Annotated in this window: 22 protein-coding genes; 16 read left to right on the top strand and 6 right to left on the bottom strand. The window is 62.7% G+C overall.

Annotated elements, in window-relative coordinates:
• The first annotated feature begins 3 nt into the window (after positions 1-3).
• Positions 4-582: a 50S ribosomal protein L9 gene (rplI, locus tag ABIE40_RS06330; RefSeq protein WP_112719535.1), complete on the top strand. Its 579-nt coding sequence runs from the start codon at positions 4-6 to the stop codon at positions 580-582.
• Here rplI and ABIE40_RS06325 read toward each other — a convergent pair.
• The 3 genes from ABIE40_RS06325 to ABIE40_RS06315 are packed head-to-tail and all read right to left on the bottom strand — an operon-like array spanning position 501 to position 3,858.
• On the bottom strand, positions 501-1,715 hold the full coding sequence (locus ABIE40_RS06325) for an HlyD family secretion protein (protein WP_354540977.1): 1,215 nt from the start codon (positions 1,713-1,715) through the stop codon (positions 501-503). The genes rplI and ABIE40_RS06325 overlap by 82 nt on opposite strands.
• An 18-nt stretch (positions 1,716-1,733) precedes the next feature.
• Complete coding sequence (locus ABIE40_RS06320) at positions 1,734-3,404, bottom strand: MFS transporter (protein WP_199628844.1); 1,671 nt, start codon at positions 3,402-3,404, stop codon at positions 1,734-1,736.
• Positions 3,405-3,414: 10 nt separating this feature from the next.
• Complete coding sequence (locus tag ABIE40_RS06315) at positions 3,415-3,858, bottom strand: MarR family winged helix-turn-helix transcriptional regulator (protein ID WP_199628845.1); 444 nt, start codon at positions 3,856-3,858, stop codon at positions 3,415-3,417.
• 321 nt (positions 3,859-4,179) lie between these two features.
• On the opposite strand from ABIE40_RS06315, the gene ABIE40_RS06310 reads away from it, so the two are divergent.
• The 4 genes from ABIE40_RS06310 (at position 4,180) to alr (ending at position 7,642) form a co-directional block, all read left to right on the top strand.
• Complete coding sequence (locus tag ABIE40_RS06310; RefSeq protein WP_112719675.1) at positions 4,180-5,673, top strand: replicative DNA helicase; 1,494 nt, start codon at positions 4,180-4,182, stop codon at positions 5,671-5,673.
• A gap of 64 nt (positions 5,674-5,737) precedes the next feature.
• Complete coding sequence (locus tag ABIE40_RS06305) at positions 5,738-6,016, top strand: toxin-antitoxin system TumE family protein (RefSeq protein WP_354540976.1); 279 nt, start codon at positions 5,738-5,740, stop codon at positions 6,014-6,016.
• Positions 6,013-6,375 (top strand): HVO_A0114 family putative DNA-binding protein, encoded by a 363-nt coding sequence (locus ABIE40_RS06300; protein ID WP_199628846.1) that lies wholly within the window; start codon positions 6,013-6,015, stop codon positions 6,373-6,375. The genes ABIE40_RS06305 and ABIE40_RS06300 overlap by 4 nt, the downstream gene beginning before the upstream one ends.
• Before the next feature lie 103 nt (positions 6,376-6,478).
• Positions 6,479-7,642: an alanine racemase gene (gene alr, locus ABIE40_RS06295; RefSeq protein WP_502944777.1), complete on the top strand. Its 1,164-nt coding sequence runs from the start codon at positions 6,479-6,481 to the stop codon at positions 7,640-7,642.
• 3 nt (positions 7,643-7,645) lie between these two features.
• Here the strand turns inward: alr and ABIE40_RS06290 are convergent, their stop codons facing one another.
• Entirely contained in the window at positions 7,646-8,281 is a 636-nt protein-coding gene (locus tag ABIE40_RS06290; protein ID WP_199628848.1) for a LysE family translocator, read from the bottom strand.
• A 133-nt stretch (positions 8,282-8,414) separates the two neighbouring features.
• A complete protein-coding gene (locus ABIE40_RS06285) occupies positions 8,415-9,104 on the bottom strand; it encodes a PDZ domain-containing protein (protein WP_112719542.1) in 690 nt (229 codons plus the stop codon).
• Between the two features lie 246 nt (positions 9,105-9,350).
• Between ABIE40_RS06285 and radA the strand changes: the two genes are divergently transcribed.
• The 6 genes from radA to mazF all read left to right on the top strand — a co-directional run bounded on the left by radA (position 9,351) and on the right by mazF (position 14,916).
• Positions 9,351-10,754: a DNA repair protein RadA gene (gene radA / locus ABIE40_RS06280; protein WP_112719543.1), complete on the top strand. Its 1,404-nt coding sequence runs from the start codon at positions 9,351-9,353 to the stop codon at positions 10,752-10,754.
• 94 nt (positions 10,755-10,848) lie between these two features.
• A complete protein-coding gene (locus tag ABIE40_RS06275; protein ID WP_112719544.1) occupies positions 10,849-11,478 on the top strand; it encodes a CvpA family protein in 630 nt (209 codons plus the stop codon).
• 172 nt (positions 11,479-11,650) lie between these two features.
• The gene (gene purF, locus ABIE40_RS06270) at positions 11,651-13,141 is read left to right on the top strand and encodes an amidophosphoribosyltransferase (RefSeq protein WP_112719545.1); all 1,491 of its coding nucleotides are present in this window, start codon (positions 11,651-11,653) and stop codon (positions 13,139-13,141) included.
• A 336-nt stretch (positions 13,142-13,477) separates the two neighbouring features.
• The gene (locus tag ABIE40_RS06265) at positions 13,478-14,218 is read left to right on the top strand and encodes an SDR family NAD(P)-dependent oxidoreductase (protein WP_199628849.1); all 741 of its coding nucleotides are present in this window, start codon (positions 13,478-13,480) and stop codon (positions 14,216-14,218) included.
• A gap of 63 nt (positions 14,219-14,281) precedes the next feature.
• Positions 14,282-14,545 carry a type II toxin-antitoxin system antitoxin MazE gene (gene mazE, locus ABIE40_RS06260; RefSeq protein ID WP_112719547.1) on the top strand — a complete coding sequence of 88 codons (264 nt, stop codon included), beginning with the start codon at positions 14,282-14,284 and terminating at the stop codon, positions 14,543-14,545.
• Complete coding sequence (mazF, locus tag ABIE40_RS06255; protein ID WP_354540975.1) at positions 14,545-14,916, top strand: type II toxin-antitoxin system toxin MazF; 372 nt, start codon at positions 14,545-14,547, stop codon at positions 14,914-14,916. The genes mazE and mazF overlap by 1 nt, the downstream gene beginning before the upstream one ends.
• On the opposite strand, the gene ABIE40_RS06250 is transcribed toward mazF, so the two are convergent.
• Positions 14,913-15,647: a GH25 family lysozyme gene (locus tag ABIE40_RS06250; RefSeq protein WP_354540974.1), complete on the bottom strand. Its 735-nt coding sequence runs from the start codon at positions 15,645-15,647 to the stop codon at positions 14,913-14,915. The genes mazF and ABIE40_RS06250 overlap by 4 nt on opposite strands.
• Positions 15,648-15,987: 340 nt before the next feature.
• Between ABIE40_RS06250 and cysS the strand changes: the two genes are divergently transcribed.
• The 5 genes from cysS (at position 15,988) to pip (ending at position 19,960) form a co-directional block, all read left to right on the top strand.
• Entirely contained in the window at positions 15,988-17,364 is a 1,377-nt protein-coding gene (gene cysS / locus ABIE40_RS06245; RefSeq protein WP_199628851.1) for a cysteine--tRNA ligase, read from the top strand.
• Positions 17,365-17,569: 205 nt separating this feature from the next.
• A complete protein-coding gene (locus ABIE40_RS06240; protein ID WP_199628852.1) occupies positions 17,570-18,046 on the top strand; it encodes a GFA family protein in 477 nt (158 codons plus the stop codon).
• Positions 18,043-18,531: a GFA family protein gene (locus ABIE40_RS06235; protein WP_199628853.1), complete on the top strand. Its 489-nt coding sequence runs from the start codon at positions 18,043-18,045 to the stop codon at positions 18,529-18,531. Before ABIE40_RS06240 ends, ABIE40_RS06235 begins: the two co-directional genes overlap by 4 nt.
• Positions 18,528-19,004, top strand: a complete 477-nt coding sequence (locus tag ABIE40_RS06230) for a GFA family protein (protein WP_130282836.1) — start codon at positions 18,528-18,530, stop codon at positions 19,002-19,004. Before ABIE40_RS06235 ends, ABIE40_RS06230 begins: the two co-directional genes overlap by 4 nt.
• Positions 19,001-19,960 carry a prolyl aminopeptidase gene (gene pip, locus ABIE40_RS06225; RefSeq protein WP_199628854.1) on the top strand — a complete coding sequence of 320 codons (960 nt, stop codon included), beginning with the start codon at positions 19,001-19,003 and terminating at the stop codon, positions 19,958-19,960. The genes ABIE40_RS06230 and pip overlap by 4 nt, the downstream gene beginning before the upstream one ends.
• Positions 19,961-20,125: the final 165 nt, after the last annotated feature.

Raw genomic sequence — 20,125 nt, 5'->3', positions numbered from 1 at the left:
AACATGGACGTCATTCTCCTCGAACGTATCTCCAAGCTCGGCCAGATGGGCGAAACCGTAAAGGTTCGCGACGGCTTTGCTCGTAACTACCTCCTGCCGCTCGGCAAGGCTCTGCGCGCCAACGAAGCCAACAAGAAGCGCTTCGAAGCCGAGCGTGCAACGCTCGAAGCCCGTAACCTCGAGCGCAAGTCGGAAGCCCAGAAGGTTGCCGACGTTCTCGACGGCAAGTCCTTCATCGTCGTCCGTTCGGCTGGCGAAACCGGCCAGATGTACGGCTCGGTCGCTGCTCGCGACGTCGTCGACATCCTCGGCGCAGAAGGCTTCAACATCGGCCGCAACCAGGTTCACCTGAACACGCCGATCAAGGCAATCGGCCTGCACAAGGTTGAAATCCAGCTGCATTCGGAAGTCGAAATCCACGTTGAGCTCAACGTTGCACGTTCGGCTGAAGAAGCTGAGCGCCAGGCCAAGGGCGAGACCCTGACCTCGGTTGACGCGATCTACGGCGTTGACGAAGACGCTCTGCGTCCGGAAGATTTCTTCGATCCGGAAGCTGACGGCCTCGACGAAGACGAAGCATAAGCTTCTCTCCGATACCGCATACGGAAAGCCCGGCCTCGTGCCGGGCTTTTTCGTTTCAGGGGCCTATTGGTTGTCGGCAACACACTCTTCAGAGGTGCTGCGCTCTTGTCGATCCGCACCACGACCGAGAGGCCGGGCGAGAGGTCCTTGGCCAGATCCTGCCCGGGATCGATGCTGATGCGCACGCCGACGCGCTGGGCGACCTTGGTGAAATTGCCGGTGGCGTTATCGGGCTTGATGACGGCGAATTCCGAGCCGGCGGCCGGCGAGAAGCGTTCGACGCGGCCAGTCAGCCGGTGATGGCCGAGCGCATCGACCGAGACCGAGACCGGCTGGCCGACCTGCATCCCATCGAGCTGGGTTTCCTTGAAATTGGCGATCACCCAGACGTCCTCGGGAACCACCGCCATCATCTGCGTGCCCAATGTGACGTATTGACCGATCCGCACGCCGATCTCTCCGAGATGGCCGTCGCGGGGTGCCACGACCGAGGTGTTCTGCAGGTCGATTTCGGCGAGCTGGACCGCCGCCTCGGCACCGGCGACATTGGCTTCCAGAGAGGCACGATTGACGATGATCGTCGCCAGGCTTTGCTTGGAGACTTCGAGGGCGGCCTGCGCCTGATTGAGCGCCGCCTTCGCCTGCTCGAGCGTCGCCTGGGCGGCTTCGGATTCGCTGGCCGAAGCGATGCCGCGGTTGCTCAGATTATCGACGCGGTCCCAGGCGAGCTGAGCGCGCTTCAGCGCCGCGGTGGCGCTATCGATCTGCGCCTGGCTGGAGGTGATGTTGGCTTGCGCCGAGAGCTCCTGCTGATGCGAATTGGCAAGCGAGGCTTTCTGGCCGTCGAGGGCGGCGCGCGACTGCGCCAGCTTCTGCGCATAGATGCGGTCGTCGATCTTGGCGAGAACCTGCCCCTGCTTCACATGCTCGTAGTCCTTGACCGGGACGTCGACGACATAGCCGCTGACCTGTGGGCTCATCAGCGTGACATAGCCGCGGACATAGGCATTGTCCGTCGTTTCCACCGAGGTGACGAAGGGCGGCAGGCGCCAGGCATAGAGCACCAGCAGGATGCCGGCGGCACCGGCGATCAGCACGATCAGAGAGGTGGGCGAGCGGAGGGATTTGAACATGCGGATGGGGCCTCTGGCTCAGGATTGCGCAAGGGCGGCCTCCGGCCCGTTTTGCCAGGGCCGGCGCTTCCATGCGAGATGGAGAAGAAGGACGACGAGACCTGCCAGGCAGGACAGGAAGATCACGTAGAAGGCGTCATTATAGGCGAGCACATAGGCTTCACGCGTCACCTGCTGGCTGAGCAGCGAGAGGCCCTCGGCATTCAGCAGCGCCTTGTCGGTGATGACCTTGCCGTAGGCGGCCGAAAGCTGCGAGACGCGCTGGGCGACGATCGGATCGGTCAGCAGGATATGCTCGACGAGAACGTTGGAATGAAACTTCTCGCGGATGACGACGAAAGTGCCGAGCACCGACGAGGCAAAGAGCGAGCCGATCGACTGGGTGAACAGGAAGATCACCAGGAAATTGACGATATAGGGCATGCCTTTGGCGAGAACGGCCGCGAAGCCCTTGGACATGACCGGTGGCAGGAACATCGCCGCACCCGCCGCGACCATCGCCTGGCTCAGATACATTTCCGGCGGCCGCGTCAGGCTGGTGGACTGGCTGTCGATATAGGCGCCCGCCGCGATCAGGATCAGCGCCAGCACATGCGCGGTCTCGACATAGCGCGTCATCATCAGATAGGCGCAGAACAGGCCGCCCGCGAGCGACGACAACAGGATGATCGCATAGAGATGGATCGTCTGGTCGTTGAGCAGGCCGAGCTGCTGGTAGAAATTCGCAGCCGTCGTCGATTGCTCCGAGGAGACGAAGCGGAACAACAGCAGGAGACCGGCCATGCGCATGTTCGCGCCCGAGAAGACGAAGCGCAGGTCGAGCATCGGATTGGCGCGCGGCAGCTCGATCAGGAACATCAGCGTCAGCGCGCCGATCGAGACGGCAAGCACGATGCCAAGCCAGGATACTTCGAACCACCAGTAGAGCCGCCCGAGCGTCAGGACGACGGCCAGGCAGCCGAAGCTGATGGCGAGCAGCAGGTAGCTCAGGATATCGAGCCGCTGGATGACCTTGGCGCGCGGCGGCGCCGTGAGCGGCAGCAGGTAGATGACCGGCAGGGCAATCAGCGCCAGCCCCATCTCGAAAGTGTAGAGCGCGCTGTAGCCGCCGAGATCCAGCAGCGACGGCGAGATGATGCGGGCGATCGGCGCTGCAAACAGCGTGTTCATCAGCGCGAGGCTGAGGCCCACCGAGAGCTTCTTCTCCGGCGGGAAGGCTTCCAGCATGTAAAGGAAGCCGAGCGTCGAGAGCGGAGCGGCGGCCATGCCGCTCAAGGCGCGCACGACGATTGCCGAATGCAGATCGGTGATCAGCAGGTTCATCATCGAGGCGAAGACGAAGCAGATGATGCTGAACTCGGCAAAGCGGCGCAGGCCATATTGCGTGCGGATCTTGAAGAGCGCGATTGCAAGGCTCGCATAGGGCGCCATGTAGGCCGCCGACAGCCAGGACACCTCGATCGTGGTCGCCGAGAACGAGCCCTGCAGCTGGTAGATATTGGCGGTGATCAGGTTCATTCCCAACCCCTGGGTCAGGAAAAACAGCACCGAGGAGGCCATGTAGAGCGGCACCTTCCAGCGCGCCAGAGGCGCCGGCAAGGGTGGTGCTGCGGGCGGCACCGCGACGGCCTCTTCCTCACCCTTGCGGGTGGGCACAGCATTGTCGTTTGCTGTCTCGGCGAGGCTCATTCACGCGTCCTCATTGTCCGCGAACGGCAGCCAGATTCGCTTGCATTGCGCGGATAACATTCAAGGTAGTCCTGAGATCGTTTTCGGGAATACCGGCGATGATCTGGCCGCGCACGTCTTCCGCCAAGCTCTCGACCTCGGCGGCGACCACCCTGCCCGCATCGGTCATGTAGATCTCCTTGGCGCGGCGGTCGGAGCCGGCGACACGGCGCTCGACATAGCCCTGCCCTTCCATCGCATCGAGGATGCGCACGAGCGTCGGGGTTTCGAGCTCGAGGCGGTCTGCTAGCTCGCGCTGGTTGATGCCGTCCTTCTTGTTGAGATTGAAGAACACCCGGGCACGCGGCAGCGTCATGTTGCGCTCCCTGACCCTGGCATCGAAAGTCGCTCTCAGCTTGCGGGTGAAGGCAGCAATGTCTTCGATCAATTCGCGGCCGAGCAGCTTATTCGCCATAGATTCCAGTCCAATTCGTTAGTGTGCTAATTATATTATTACTATCTAAAGCAGATTTGGCATTTTTTCAAGTGCTAACTCGGATGGCTTACGGGTAAAATAGCCATCAGTAAAAATGCAGGCTGAGTCGCAGCCGGGCCCGTGTCCCCAAGGTGACACGATAGCATTTTTTGTCCACAGGCTTTGAAGCGCTGTGGACAAGTCGAACAACGTGCAAAGCGCAGTGGATTTTGAAGACCGGCAGGCGCTGTTGCCGCCATGCACTTGCATTTGCAGGTGGCAGTCTTCAAATCCGGGATAGAAACGACAGAACGGATGACGATGAACGACGCCGCGCGAAAGATTGCCGCCGTTGCTCCTGCCGAGCAGCATTACCGCGAAGCACCCAACAATATCGAAGCGGAGCAGGCGCTTCTGGGTGCTATCCTGATGAACAACGACGCCTATTATCGGGTGTCGGACTTCCTCAAGCCGATCCATCTCTATGAGCCGCTGCACCGAAAGATCTTCGAGGTCGCCGGCGATATCATCCGCATGGGCAAGATCGCCAATCCGGTGACGATCAAGACCTTCCTGAAGGCCGACGAGAAGGTCGGCGACATGACGGTCTCCGAATATCTCGCCCGCCTCGCCCGCGAGGCCGTCACCATCATCAACGCCGAGGACTATGGCCGCGCGATCTACGATCTGGCGCTGCGCCGCGCGCTGATCACCATCGGCGAGGACGTCGTCAACATCGCCTATGACGCGCCGCTCGACATGCCGCCGCAGGCGCAGATCGAAGACACCGAACGCCGGCTGTTCGAGCTCGCCGAAAACGGCCGCTACGACGGCGGCTTCCAGTCGTTCAACGATGCGGTGGCGCTGGCGATCGACATGGCTGCCGTCGCCAAGGAGCGCGATGGCGGTCTTTCCGGCATCTCCACCGGCATCCATTCGCTCGACGGCAAGATGGGCGGTCTGCAGCGCTCCGACTTGATCGTGCTCGCCGGACGTCCGGGCATGGGCAAGACCTCGCTCGCCACCAACATCGCCTATAACATCGCCGCCGCCTATGAAGGCGAAGTGCAGGCGGACGGAAGTTTCAAGGCGAAGCAGGGCGGCGTCGTCGGCTTCTACTCGCTCGAAATGTCGTCCGAACAGCTCGCAACCCGCATCATCTCCGAGCAGACCGAAGTCTCCTCCTCGAAGATCCGCCGCGGTGACATCAACGATGCCGATTTCGAAAAGCTGGTCGCCTGCTCGATGATGATGCAGAAGGTGCCGCTTTATATCGACCAGACCGGTGGTATCTCGATCGCCCAGCTTTCGGCTCGCGCCCGCCGCCTGAAGCGCCAGCGCGGCCTCGATTGCCTGGTGGTGGACTATATCCAGCTGATGACCGGCGCCGGCAAGGGCGACAACCGTGTTCAGGAAATCACCCAGATCACCACCGGCCTGAAGGCGCTCGGCAAGGAACTCAACGTTCCCATCATCGCCCTTTCGCAGCTGTCGCGTCAGGTCGAAAGCCGCGACGACAAGCGCCCGCAGCTCTCCGACCTTCGTGAATCGGGCTCGATCGAGCAGGACGCGGACGTCGTGCTCTTCGTGTTCCGCGAGGAATATTACGTCAAGAACCTCGAGCCGCGCGATCCCGCCGATCCGAAATATGCGGAATGGGAAGCGCTGTTCGAAAAGGTCAAGGGCACGGCCGACGTCATCATCGCCAAGCAGCGCCACGGACCGACCGGCACCGTCAAGCTCGCCTTCCAGTCGGAGTTCACCCGCTTCGCCGACCTCGCCGAGCCGTCGTTTACGCAGTACGAAGAACACTGATCAGCATTGCTGCAGTTTGACACCGAGCCCTCATGTTGGCATTATCGCCAACATGAGGGCTCAATTGCTTTACCGTTCGAAACGAATGCTGTCGGACGGGGCCATCGTCGAGATGGTCATTTGGCAGATCCCGCAGCCTCTGCCGGGAAGCCTGCACGGCTACAAGTACAGCCTATTCTACGGCTATCCGGGAAAACGGGTCGTCGGTTACGACAACGAAAGAGGCAAAGGCGATCACAGGCACTTCGGCGAGCGGGAAGAGCGCTACCAGTTCACGACCGTCGACAAGCTGATCGAAGATTTTCTGAGAGACGTCGAGGTAAGGAGGCAAAGCCGCCGATGACCACCGCCACGATCCGAATTCAACGCGATGACGACGCCGCCCTGAGCGAGGCCGCCAAGGGATTTGCGGCTGCATGGACGTCCGGCGACGAGCAGGAGCACCTCTTCAGCTTCGCCTCGCCCGAGCAGCTTTTCAGCGTATTGACGCCCAAGCGGTGGACACTGATCGAGACTTTGCAGAAGCTCGGGCCTTCGACCTATCGGGGATTGGCCTCCGCGCTCTCCCGCGATGTGAAGCGGGTGCACGAGGACACCGTATCGCTCATCGAATGGGGTCTCGTGGAAATCAATGACGAAGGGCGAATTCATGTGCCTTACGACGTCATCCACGCGGATTTCGACCTGCGTAGCGTCGCCTGACAAGAATGACATTGCTGCAATGCAGCGACGGGCTTCCCCTCGCAGGTCATGAGCTTTAGAGTGGCCGGAGACTCCTCTCCGGCCTTTATTTTTGATGTGTGCGATGACCGATATTTCCGACGCCTTCGAAGACGATCATTTTGAATCCGCGGGACTGCGGCTGACGGTGGATCTCTCCGCCCTCGCCCAGAACTGGCAGGACATGGCGCGGCGTTCTGGAAAGGCGCGCGCCTCTGCCGTCGTCAAGGCGGATGCCTATGGCATGGGGATCGAGGATTCCGGCGAGGCGCTCTATATGGCGGGCGCACGCGACTTTTTCGTCGCGACCGTCGACGAGGGCGTGACGCTGCGGCTCTATGCGCCCGACGCCCGCATCTTCGTGCTGTCGGGCATCTGGCCCGGAACCGAGCGGCGCTTCTTCGAGAACGATCTGGTGCCCGTCATCTCGTCCGAGGAGCAGCTCGCCTTCTGGATGGCGGTGCTTTCCGACTATGGCGATTACCCCTGCGCGCTGCATGTCGATACCGGCTTCAACAGGCTCGGTCTTCACATAGACGAGGCCCTCGCGCTCGCCGACGACGTCTCGCGTCCCGCAAGCTTTGCGCCTGTTCTCGTCATGAGCCATCTTGCCTGCGGCGACGACCAGCTGTCGCCGATGAACAAGCAGCAGCTTGAATCATTCCGCAGGGTTACCGCCGCCTATGAAGGTATCGAATCAAGCCTTGCGGCCTCCGCCGGTGTGTTTCTCGGCGAAAATTATCATTTCGACCTGACGCGTCCGGGCATCGCCATCTATGGCGCCGAAGCCGTCCACGGCATGAAGAACCCGATGCGCCCTGTCGCCACCGCCGAAGCCCGGGTGATCCAGGTCAAGACGGTGCGCGCCGGTGAGTCCGTCAGCTACGGGCGGGCACTGAAGCTGACGCGCGACAGCCGCCTGGCGATCGTTGCGGCTGGTTATGCCGACGGCTACATGCGCAGCCAGTCGAGCGGCGGGGTGCCGCTGCGCAATGCGCTGCCGCAGGGCGGCCAGGGCTTCTTCGAGGGATATCACGTTCCGGTCGCCGGCCGCATCACCATGGACCTGACGATCTTCGACGTCACCGACCTGCCCGAGAACCTGATCCGCGCCGGCGACTACATCGAGCTCTTCGGCAAGAACATTCTCGTCGACGATGCGGCACGCGCCGCCGGCACGATCGGCTACGAGATGCTGACGAGCATCGGGCTGCGCCACGAGCGGAAATACGTGGTCGACGAGGAATAGGTCTCAGCGCGTCGTCAGCGCCAGGCGAACGCCGAGCGCAACGAGCAGCGCGCCGAGACCGCGATCGAGCCACAGACCGATCTTGCGGTTGCCCTTGACGAGTTCGGCGAGCTTGCCGCCCGCCAGGATCAACGGCGGTTCGATGAAGACGGCGACCACGACGATCAGCAGGCCGTGCACGGCAAGCTGCAGCCAGACCGGGCCTGCACCCTCGACGACGAATTGCGGCAGGAAGGCGAGGAAGAAGATCGCCACCTTCGGATTGAGCAGCGAGACGAGCACGCCCTGCCGGTAGATCCGGCGCCAGCTCATCGTCTCCGCCGCAGCCTTGACGAAACCGCCCTCACCGCCCGAGCGCAGCGCCTGGATGCCGAGCCAGACGAGATAGGCGGCACCCGCCCACTTCACCGCCGAGAAAGCGAAGGCCGAGGCGGCCAGCACTGCCGACAGGCCGAAGGCTGCGAAGAGTACATGCAGGCAGGCGCCGGTCCAGACGCCGAAGACCGCCGAAAACCCGGCCTGCGTGCCGCTCTTGATCGTATGGCCGAGAATGAACGCCATATCCGGACCCGGCGACAGGTTCAGGAGCACGGCGGCGGTCAGGAAGGTGATCCAGTGGGCAAGCGAATAATCGAGCATGGGCATTGGTCCGATGAATATGCATTCGGAGCCTGCCACTGCGGCCAATGATAGGAAAATCACTAGTTTTGATTGATGCGCCCAGGCGCAATGGACGGGCGGCCGCTCTTGACGAGCGGCCACCCGAATTCGGTTACTCTTCGTCGGAGCCGCCGTCTCCGTCGTCACCGTCGCCGTCATCAGCGCTATCGTCGCTGTCGTCGGCTTCGTCGGCGCTGGTCTCTTCGTCCGTCGCCGATTCTTCCTGCGTCATCGCTTCCTCGACGGTGGTCTCTTCGCTCTCGTAGGACGACTCGATGGTCTCCGTTTCCTCGGAGACATATTCCGAGTAGGAGAACGAGGCATCCGACGTGTCGCTTTCCCACGTCGCCACCTCGGTCACCGAGACGGCTTCGCTGTAGGATTCCATCGTGATGACGGCAGCAACGGCCACTGGTGTGCCGTCCCGCTGAAGGGAAAGCGCAATATCCGAATGACCGGCCTTCAGGTCGCGTCTGACCGCGACATCGACGTCGACAGGCTTATGAACCTTATGGCCATGAACCTCGGAGAGAACGTCGCCCGGCTTGATCCCTTGCTTGTCGGCAACACCACCCGGCTTGACGGAAAGAACCAGCACACCATGCTCTCCCTTGGCGAGCTTGAACTTCTTGGCGACGGCCTTGTTGACCGGCAGCAGAAGCGCATCCAGAGCCTTGGAAATGGAGGGTGCCGGCATTCCGTCTGCAGGGGGCGTTGCAGCGGCTGCGGGATATATTGCGAGCGGCGAAGCGATGTTCGCGGCAATCACCAGCGCGCGAACAGCAAGGTAGGTATTTCTCAAGTCAATCTCCACCGTAGATGCGAGCCGGCCGATGCCGTCTCCGCGTGTCATAAATGGCCCTCTCTCATTAAGAATTTGCCAATAGATCAGCAGATCATGAAACTAAAGTCGCATGCGCGTGTGCTGCTTGCGCCGTGTGCCTATCCCCTGTTGCGTCGGCGCCCGAACGGACCGACATATGGATGAAAGAGCGAATCACCCGCGACCGGATGATGCCGCCAACTCCAGCATCGAAAGTCCAACCTGATGGCGAAGGCCAGAACTCAATTCACCTGCCAGAACTGCGGCACGGTCCATAACCGCTGGGCCGGGAAGTGCGAAGGCTGCGGCGAGTGGAACACCATCGTCGAGGAAGATCCGATGGGCGGCATCGGCGGCGGACCGGCCAAGACGCCGAAGAAGGGACGTCCCGTTGCCCTGACCGCGCTCTCGGGCGAGATCGAGGAAGCGCCACGCATCCATACCGGCATTTCCGAGCTCGACCGGGCGCTCGGCGGCGGCTTCGTGCGCGGCTCTGCCGTGCTCGTCGGCGGCGATCCCGGCATCGGCAAGTCGACGCTCTTGATGCAGGCCGCCGCCGCGCTCTCGCGCCGCGGCCACAAGATCATCTATGTCTCGGGCGAAGAGGCCGTTGCCCAGGTGCGCCTGCGGGCGCAGCGGCTGAGCGCGGCCGATACCGACGTGATGCTGGCTGCCGAAACCAATGTCGAGGACATCCTCGCGACGCTTGCCGAGGGAAAACGCCCCGATCTCGTCATCATCGATTCCATCCAGACACTGTGGAGCGATCTGGCGGAATCGGCGCCGGGTACCGTCACCCAGGTCAGGACCGGCGTGCAGGCGATGATCCGTTTTGCCAAGCAGACGGGTGCTGCCATGGTGCTGGTCGGCCACGTCACCAAGGACGGCCAGATCGCCGGTCCGCGCGTCGTCGAGCACATGGTCGATGCCGTCCTCTATTTCGAAGGCGACCGCGGCCACCACTATCGCATCCTGCGCACCGTCAAGAACCGCTTCGGTCCGACCGACGAGATCGGCGTCTTCGAAATGTCCGACAAGGGGCTGCGCGAAGTCGCCAACCCTTCCGAGCTGTTCCTCGGCGAGCGCAACGAGAAATCCCCGGGTGCGGCGGTGTTCGCCGGCATGGAGGGCACGCGGCCGATCCTCGTCGAAGTGCAGGCGCTGGTGGCGCCGACCTCGCTCGGCACGCCGCGGCGCGCCATCGTCGGCTGGGACTCGGCGCGGCTTTCGATGATCCTTGCCGTGCTCGAAGCCCATTGCGGCGTGAAGCTCGGTCAACACGACGTCTACCTCAACATCGCCGGCGGCTACCGGATCTCCGAGCCGGCAGCCGATCTGGCCGTCGCTTCGGCTCTTGTTTCCTCGCTTGCCGGTATTGCTCTCCCGGCCGATTGCGTCTATTTCGGCGAAGTCAGCCTGTCGGGGGCCGTCCGACCGGTTGCGCACACTGCCCAGCGCCTCAAAGAAGCCGAGAAGCTGGGATTTTCTGCAGCGCTGCTTCCAACAGCGACCGCCGATCTGCCGAAGGGCACCGGGGGACGCTGGAACGAGATAGAGAGCCTGCCGGACCTGGTGGCGCGCATCGCCGGATCGAAGGGTGCGTTACGACGTGTGGAAGACGACGGTTGATCCTTTCATTGCCGTAAACGGTAGTGATATAGGATGCACACGAATGAGGCGCGGCCCGCTTGCGGAAACGCAGCAGCCCTGGAGTTGAATTTATATGCCCATTACGATTTTCGACGGTATTGTCATCGGCGTCGTGCTCTTCTCCGCCGTATTGGCGATGGTCCGCGGCTTTTCCCGTGAGGTCCTGTCGATCGCAAGCTGGGGCGGTTCGGCTGCCGCAGCCTACTACCTCTACCACTACCTGGTGCCCTACGCGAAGAAGTACACCGACGACGACCGCATCGCGATCGTCGGCTCGGCCGCCGTGGTGTTCCTGATCGCGCTGATCGTCATCTCCTTCATCACCATGAAGATCGCCGATTTCATCATCGACAGCCGCATCGGCGCGCTCGACCGTACGCTCGGCTTCCTGTTCGGCGCAGCGCGCGGCATTCTTCTGCTGGTCGTGGCCGTCGCCTTCTGGAACTGGCTGGTCGATGCCGATCACCGTCCGGCATGGGTCAACAACGCCAAATCCAAGCCGTTCCTCGACTCGATGGTCGTGAAGTTGCAGTCGGTCCTGCCGGAAGAGTTCGCCCAAATGATACGCACCAGCGTGATGGACAAAATTCAGCCGCAGGGCGAGAATACGGGCAATGCCAATGCGCCGGCAGCAGACCAGGCGCCGGCAGACGATGCAGCACCGGCCGCCCCTGCAGGCGGCGCGCAACCGCAGTCGAATTGACACAGTGTTCAACAGCTTGACCTGCACGATGGCAATTGCCATTTGAGCGGGACGTACAGTAAAGGTCCGGCCGGGCATCCGCTCTGCCGGGCCTCAGCCGTTTAAAACGCATGATGACGGCGTCATGCTATGGAAAGCCGATCCATTCTTGTGAGAGCAAAGGCCCGCATCGATGAACCAGTCCTATTCCCTGACGCTCAATGACGAACTCGATGGGGATACGCTCCACGAAGAGTGCGGCGTCTTCGGTATTCTCGGCCATGACGATGCGGCGACGCTGACGGCGCTCGGGCTTCACGCCCTGCAGCACCGCGGCCAGGAAGCCGCCGGTATCGTCTCCTTCGACGGATCGCGGTTCCATTCCGAGCGCCATATGGGTCTGGTCGGCGACCACTACACCAACCCGACGACGCTGGCCCGCCTGCCCGGCAATATCTCGATCGGTCACAACCGCTATTCGACGACGGGCGAAGTGGCGCTGCGCAACGTTCAGCCGCTGTTTGCCGAACTCGAAGTCGGCGGCATCGCCATCGCCCACAACGGCAATTTCACCAACGGCCTGACCCTTCGCCGCCAGCTGATCGCCGGCGGCGCCATCTGTCAGTCGACCTCGGACACCGAAGTCGTCCTCCACCTGATCGCCCGCTCGCGCTACGCCTCGACCGCCGACCGCTTCATCGACGCCATCCGCCAGATGGAAGGCGGCTACTCGATGGTGGCGATCACCCGCACCAAGCTGATCGCCGCCCGCGACCCCACCGGCATCCGTCCGCTGGTCATGGGCGAACTCGACGGCAAGCCGATCTTCGCATCCGAAACCTGCGCGCTCGACATCATCGGCGCGAAGTTCATCCGCGACGTCGAAAACGGCGAAGTCATCATCTGCGAGATCCAGTCCGACGGCTCGATCACCATCGACGCGCGCAAGGCCGGCAATGGCCAGCCGGAACGCCTCTGCCTGTTCGAATATGTCTATTTCGCCCGTCCTGATTCCGTCGTCGGCGGCCGCAGCGTCTACGTTGCCCGCAAGAACATGGGCATCAACCTTGCCAAGGAAGCGCCCGTCGAAGCCGACGTCGTCGTTCCTGTTCCCGATGGCGGCACGCCGGCTGCTCTCGGCTACGCGCAGGAAAGCGGCATTCCCTTCGAATACGGCATCATCCGTAACCATTATGTCGGCCGTACCTTCATCGAGCCGACGCAGCAGATCCGCGCCTTCGGCGTGAAGCTCAAGCATTCCGCCAACCGGGCGATGATCGAAGGCAAGCGCGTCGTGCTGGTCGACGATTCCGTCGTGCGCGGCACCACCTCGCTGAAGATCGTGCAGATGATCCGCGATGCCGGCGCCAAGGAAGTGCATCTGCGCGTCGCCAGCCCGATGATCTATTATCCTGACTTCTACGGCATCGACACGCCTGATCGTGAAAAGCTGCTCGCCAACCAGTACGAGAGCCTGGAAGCGATGTGCAAATATATCGGTGCCGACTCGCTCGAATTCCTGTCGATCAACGGCCTCTACCGCGCCGTCGGCGGCGAAGACCGCAACGACGCCCGCCCGCAGTTCACCGACCACTACTTCACCGGCGACTATCCGACCCGCCTGCTCGACAAGGACGGCGAGAAGATGGGCCGCAAGGTCTCGCTGCTGGCGACGAACGGGTAAGGCCGTTAGGCCTGCCAGGGGATTTGAGGGAACGCGTTTACCCGGAGCCCCCTCACCCTACCCTCTCCCCGCGGGGGAGAGGGGGAATCAGCGCAAGCGGCTACCGCGGTTATCCCTTCTCCCCAGCGGGGAGAAGGTGCCCGAAGGGCGGATGAGGGGGCCGCAATCGTAGACCTCTCCCTCTTGTATCACGAAAGACTCTCCTGCGCGCAAAGACTTGCTTGCGCTGGATCCCTGTGACAAGCACAGGGATGAGGGAGGTGGAGGCCGGATGCCTTCGTTTCCGATAATTTTGAAGACCAAGAAATCAGCCCGGCGCGGCATCAGGACAGCAGTATGAACATCAATCTTGAAGGCAAGATCGCGCTCGTGACCGGCGCTTCCCGCGGCATCGGCTATTTCACCGCGCTCGAACTCGCAAAGGCCGGCGCGCACGTCATCGCCTGCGCCCGCACCGTCGGCGGTCTCGAAGACCTCGACGATGCGATCAAGGCCGTCGGCGGCAGCGCCACGCTGGTTCCCTTCGATCTCGCCGACATGGAAGCCATCGACCGTCTCGGCGGCTCGATCTTCGAACGCTGGGGCAAGCTCGACATTCTCGTCGCCAATGCCGGCGTGCTCGGCGTCATCTCGCCGATCGGCCATGTCGAGGCTAAGACCTTCGAGAAGGTGATGAACATCAACGTCAACGCCACCTGGCGGCTGATCCGTTCGGTGGATCCGCTGCTGACCCGCGCCGAAGCCGGCCGCGCCGTCATCCTGTCGTCGGCTGCCGCGCACAAATGCCGTCCGTTCTGGGGCCCCTACTCCGCCTCCAAGGCCGCCGTCGAGGCGCTGGCCCGCACCTGGGCCGGTGAAAGCCAGTCGACGCCGCTGCGCATCACCAGCGTCGATCCGGGCGCCACCCGCACCGCGATGCGGGCCCAGGCCGTCCCCGGCGAAGACCCGGCGACGCTGCCGCACCCTTCCGAAGTCGCCAAGGCGATCCTTCCCCTCCTCGGCCCCGGCGTCACCGAAACCGGCAAGCTTTTCATCGTGCGCGAAAACAAGCTGGTGGATTACCACCTGCCGGCGTGAGCTAGCTTCCCTTGATGGCTCCTCGAATTGTGCTACATATGTAGCACTCTCTGGAGCGCAATAATGTCCATTACCACCAAGATCAGACGCCAGGGCGGAGCTGCGATCGTCACGCTGCCGCCTGCCGTTCTGAAAATGATGCAGGTCGAGGTCGGCGATCAACTTTCGCTCGATGTCGCCAATGGCGAATTGATCGGCCGGGCGACACGCCCTGCAAAGAAGCGGTACTCGCTCAGCGAGTTGCTTGAGGGAGCCGACGAAATCCGCGCGCTCAACGCCGAAGTCGCCGATGCACAGGATGGCGATCCGGTGGGCCGCGAAATCTGATGATGGTCCGCAGCAACGTTCCGAAGCGCGGCGACGTCTATTGGATCGATCCGAACCCTGTCGCCGGGCGCGAGATGAAGAACCGGCACCGTTTCGTCGTCATCACGCCGCGCGAAATCAATGCTCTCGGCGTCAGCATGACCGTGCCGATCACCAGCGGCGGCGCCTTCACCCGTGATGTCGGCCTGGCCGTTGCGATTTCCGGGCATGACACGACGGGCGTTGCCGTCTGCAATCAGGTGCGCAGCTTCGACATTACCGCGCGCATCCAGCAGAAGACCGCCCAATATATCGAAACGCTCGACGAGGCGACGATGAACGAAATCGTCGCCCGCGTGGTCAGCGCCATCGATCCGGCGCCGGAAGGCTAGCTCACCGGCCGCACGAAATACGGCTCGAGCGCGCTTCCCGGGCAGAGCGCGTTGAGATCGACTGCACCCTTGATGCCTTCCACCTTGCCGTCGTCGGCGAATTGCCAGATCGACCAGTTCTGGCAATCCGGCTGCTGACCGATGTTGCGGATCCAGAGGGTGTGGGGCGGGAAGCGGGTTTCGTTGCCCTTGAAATACTGTTCGAAGAAGCTCTCGTTCATGTAGAAGACCGGCTGGCCGGGATAGCGGCCGTTCAGCCGAGCGTAGAAGGCCGCGATCTCGGCGCTGAGTTCGTCCAGCGTCGGAACCTTGCCGCAATTGCCGGTGAATTCGAGGTCGAGCGCAAGCGGCAGGGCGTCGGCTTCGGCGGGGATGGTGGCGATGACGTTATCGGCCTGCTCGGCGCCGGGGCGGCAGAAGGTGAAGAAGTGATAGGCGCCGCGGACGATCCCGGCCTGCTTTGCTGCCTGCCAGTTCTCGGCGAATTTCCGGTCGCGGTGATCGCCGCCCTCGGTCGCCTTCATGATGGCGAAGCGGATGTTCGGTTGATCCTTCAGCCGCGCCCAGTCGATGTCGCCCTGGTGATGGCTGATGTCTATGCCCTGGATCGGATAGTCTGCGAGGGATGGCGGAGAGAACGGCGTCATGGCCCGATCGTATGCCAGATAGGCGCCGCAGGCGACAGCCGTCAGGATGATGGCGGTGATGAGCAGGAGGAAGACGCGGCGCACGGGTAATCTCTTCGGGGTTCGGTCCGTTGATAGCATGGAATTGCCGCGGCGTGACGCCCCGGCCCTTCGCTTGCGCTTCGGGCGTTCGGCCCTGCAATCGATTCGCTGGATCGATTGCTGCGGCTTTGCCGCATCGGGCCTCACCCCCCACTTGACCGATGACCGTTCCCGCGCCATAAAACGCGCCATGAAAACGGTTATCTGCATCAACTGCCGGAAGATTATTCGCTAGCGCGCTCGCTGGCCTGGCCGTTTTCGTCTCCCAAATACGCAAAGATGAGAAACGCCCCGGCCCGCCGGTGGCAGCATTTTTCGGATCATTGCATTGGGAGAACAGGACATGGCCGGCCCGGCTGAACTCAAGCTTTACAACACGCTGACACGCGAAAAGACGGTCTTCGAACCGATCGATCGCGACAATGTCCGCATGTATGTCTGCGGCCCGACCGTTTACGATTTCGCCCATATCGGCAATGCCCGCCCGGTGATCGTCTTCGACGTGCTGTTCCGGCTGCTTCGCCATGTCTATGGCGCAGACAAGGTCACCTATGCGCGCAACATCACCGACGTCGACGACAAGATCAACGCGCGGGCGCTGCGCGACTATCCCGGGCTGCCGCTGAACGAGGCGATCCGCCGCGTCACCGAGAAGACCGAGACGCAGTTTCTCGACGACGCCAAATCGCTCGGCTGCCTGGAGCCGACGCACCAGCCGCGGGCGACCGAGAACATCGCCGGGATGATCGAGATCATCGCGAAGCTGCTGGCTAACGGTCATGCCTATCAGGCCGAAGGAGAAGTGCTGTTCGACACGCGCTCGATGGCCGATTACGGCCAGCTCTCGAAGCGCAACCTCGACGAACAGCAGGCGGGTGCACGCATCGCTGTCGATGCGCACAAGAAGAACCCTGGCGATTTCGTGCTGTGGAAGCTGTCCTCGCACAACGAACCCGGCTGGGAGAGCCCCTGGGGCCGCGGCCGTCCGGGCTGGCATATCGAGTGCTCGGCGATGAGCCAGCGCTATGTCGGCGAGGTCTTCGACATTCACGGCGGCGGGCTGGACCTGATCTTCCCGCACCACGAAAACGAGATCGCCCAGTCGCGCTGCGCCCACGGCACCGAGGTGATGGCGAATGTCTGGATGCATAACGGCTTCCTGCAGGTCGAAGGCCGCAAGATGTCGAAGTCCGAAGGCAATTTCGTCACCATCTACGAGTTGCTGCACACCGAGAAATTCGGCGGCCGGAAGTGGCCGGGCGAAGTGTTGCGCGTGGCGATGCTGATGACGCATTACCGCGAGCCGATCGATTTCTCGATCAAGCGGCTTGAGGAGGCGGAGCGCCTGCTCGCCAAGTGGCCGGCAGCTGAAGCCGGCGATGCGGCACCGGATGCCGCGGTGATTGCGGCACTGGCAGACGATCTCAACACGGTCGCCGCCGTGCAGGCGCTGCATGCGCTGGCGCAGTCGGGTGACGCCGCAGTGTTTGCCGCGAGTGCTGCGCTGCTCGGCGTGCTGCCGGAGAAGACCGAGGTCGATGAAGCCGTCGCGCTCGACATCGACCGTCGCGTTGCGGCGCGGCTTGAATTGCTGAAGGCGAAGAACTTCGCCGAGGCGGACAAGCTGCGCGATCAGCTGCTTTCCGAAGGCCTGCAGCTGAAGGACGGCAAGGATGCGGCGACCGGCGAGCGTGTTACGACCTGGGAGTTGAAGCGGTGAGCCTACGGGTCTTGACCAAGTCCCCTCCCCAACCCCTCCCCACAAGGGGGAGGGGCTCAGCGGCCGCCTTGCCTGCTTTGGACCTTGCAGTTTGCGCCGACGCGTCGACAGTGTCGGCAAGCGGTGCCACGGGTAAGCCCTCCCCCTTGTGGGGAGGGTTGGGAGGGGTCTTTCTGCAAGACCCGGGATCACGGAGGAAGGCCCAATGACTGTTTACACCGGCGGATGCCAGTGCGGTGCCGTTCGCTTCCGGGTGGAGGGTGAGCTGACGCATTCGTCGATCTGTCATTGCCGGATGTGCCAGAAGGCATCTGGTGGATACTATGCGCCGCTGGTGTCCGTCCGCGGCGCGGAGCTTGCGTGGACGCGCGGCGAGCGCAAGCGTTTCAAATCCTCGAACTTCGCCTTCCGCGGCTTCTGCGGCGATTGCGGTACGCCGCTGACCTATGAGGCGCCGGATGGACTGGCGATTGCGGCTGGCGCCTTCGACGATCCCGCAGCACTGCCGCCGACGATCCAGTATGGCATCGAGGCGAAGCTGCCCTTTACCGACCGGCTGCACGAGCTGCCGGGTATCCGCACCGAGGATGACGTCGAGGCGGCCGAGTTCATCAACGACATCGTCTCCTACCAGCACCCCGATCACGACACCGCGGCCTGGCCGCCGGAGGACAAGGCGTGAGCGCAAGCGCGGATAGAAACGGCGGTTGCCAGTGCGGCGCGGTGCGTTACCGGGCCTCGGGCGAGCTCGGCTATCCGCATCTCTGCCATTGCCGCATGTGCCAGAAGGCGGCCGGCAATTACTTCCTGCCGCTTGCCGGTGTAGCGCGCGCCGATTTTACGCTGACGCGCGGCGAGCCGAAGTGGTTCAGCTCTTCCGAGCTCGTGCGCCGCGGCTTCTGCGCCGAATGCGGCACGCCGCTCTTTTACGATATCCCGGAAGCCGATTTCATCAATATCACGCTCGGCTCGCTCGACGATCCGCAGTCCGTCAAGCCGGTGGCGCAGTCGAACATGGGCACCCGCATGCGCTGGTTCCATGATCTCGACGCCCTGCCCGTCGAGCCGGAACCCGAAAGCAGCGAGCGCGAAGACACGATCGCATCCAGCAATCACCAGCATCCCGATCACGATACCATTCAGTGGCCCCATGGAGCAGCAAGATGAGTGAACCCATTCGAACAGGCGGCTGCCAGTGCGGCGCGATCCGCTTCCGCATCTCGGGAAAGATCGGCCGCCCGTCGATCTGCCATTGCCGGATGTGCCAGAAGCAGTTCGGCGGCTTCTTCTCGGCGCTGGTGACGGCGCCTGAGGACGGCATGGAATGGACGCGCGGCGAGCTCAGCTATTTCCAGTCGTCGATCAATATCGACCGCGGGTTCTGCAGCAATTGCGGCACGCCGATGACCTATCGCCATCCGGGCGGACTGGAGTTGGCGATCGGCACCTTCGACGAGCGCATCGACCTGCAGCCGCAGATCCAGGTGAACCACGAGGCACGCCTGCCCTGGGTCGAGAAGATCTTCGACGCGCCTGTGCATACCGACCCGGATTTCTATTCGCGCCAGGAAGCGATCATCTCCTTCCAGCATCCCGATCACGATACCGAAACATGGCCCGCGAAAGGCTTCAAGGCATGACCGAAGTGTTGCGCACGCTCTATCCCGAAATCGAGGCCTATGCCTCCGGCCATCTCGATGTCGGCGACGGCCACAAGATCTATTGGGAGCGCTCGGGCACGCCGGGCGCCAAGCCGGCGGTGTTCCTCCATGGCGGCCCGGGCGGCGGCTTCTCGCCGGTTCATCGGCGGCTCTTCGATCCCAAGCTCTACGACGTCATGCTGTTCGACCAGCGCGGCTGCGGCAAGTCCACGCCGCATGCGAACCTCGAAGCCAACACGACCTGGGATCTGGTTGCCGATATCGAGCGCCTGCGCGAAATGGCGGGCGTCGAGACATGGCAGGTCTTCGGCGGCTCCTGGGGCTCGACGCTGGCGCTTGCCTATGCCGAAAAGCACCCGGAGCGGGTTTCCGAACTCATCGTGCGCGGGATCTATACGCTGACCAAGGCCGAGCTCGACTGGTACTATCAGTTCGGCGTCTCCGAGATGTTCCCGGACAAGTGGGAGCGCTTCATCGCCCCCATCCCGCCGGAAGAACGCCATGAGATGATGCAGGCCTATAACCGCCGGCTGACCGGCGCCGACCGCGCCGTGGCGCTCGAGGCAGCACACGCCTGGAGCATCTGGGAAGGCGAGACGATCACGCTGTTGCCGGAAAAATCCACCAGCGGCAAGTTCGAGGAAGCCGAGTTCGCCTATGCCTTCGCGCGCATCGAGAACCACTTCTTCGTCAATGCCGGCTGGATGGATGAAGGACAGCTGCTGCGCGATGCGCACAAGCTGAAGGACATCCCCGGCGTCATCGTCCACGGCCGCTACGACATGCCCTGCCCCGCCAAATATGCCTGGCAGCTGCACAAGGCCTGGCCGAAGGCTGAGTTTCATCTGATCGAGGGTGCGGGGCATGCGTTTTCGGAGCCGGGGATACTGGATCAGCTGATCCGGGCTACGGACAAGTTTGCGGGGAAGGCCTGAGGTGGCCATCCTCGTCCTTCGAGGCCCTTCGGGCACCTCAGGATGAGGATGGAAGATCGCGCGCCGCCGTGGATTGAGAGCCGGGTGGCACAACGATCAACCCTCATGGTGAGGAGGCCCAAGGGGCCGTCTCGAACCACGAGGCCCATGAGCGTGAAGACGACC

The organism is Rhizobium sp. OAE497, assembly GCF_040546565.1.
In the GTDB taxonomy this organism is placed as follows: Bacteria; Pseudomonadota; Alphaproteobacteria; order Rhizobiales; family Rhizobiaceae; genus Rhizobium.
The sequence above is the reverse complement of the archived record's forward strand: the minus strand, read 5'-3'. Positions and strand labels throughout refer to the sequence as shown.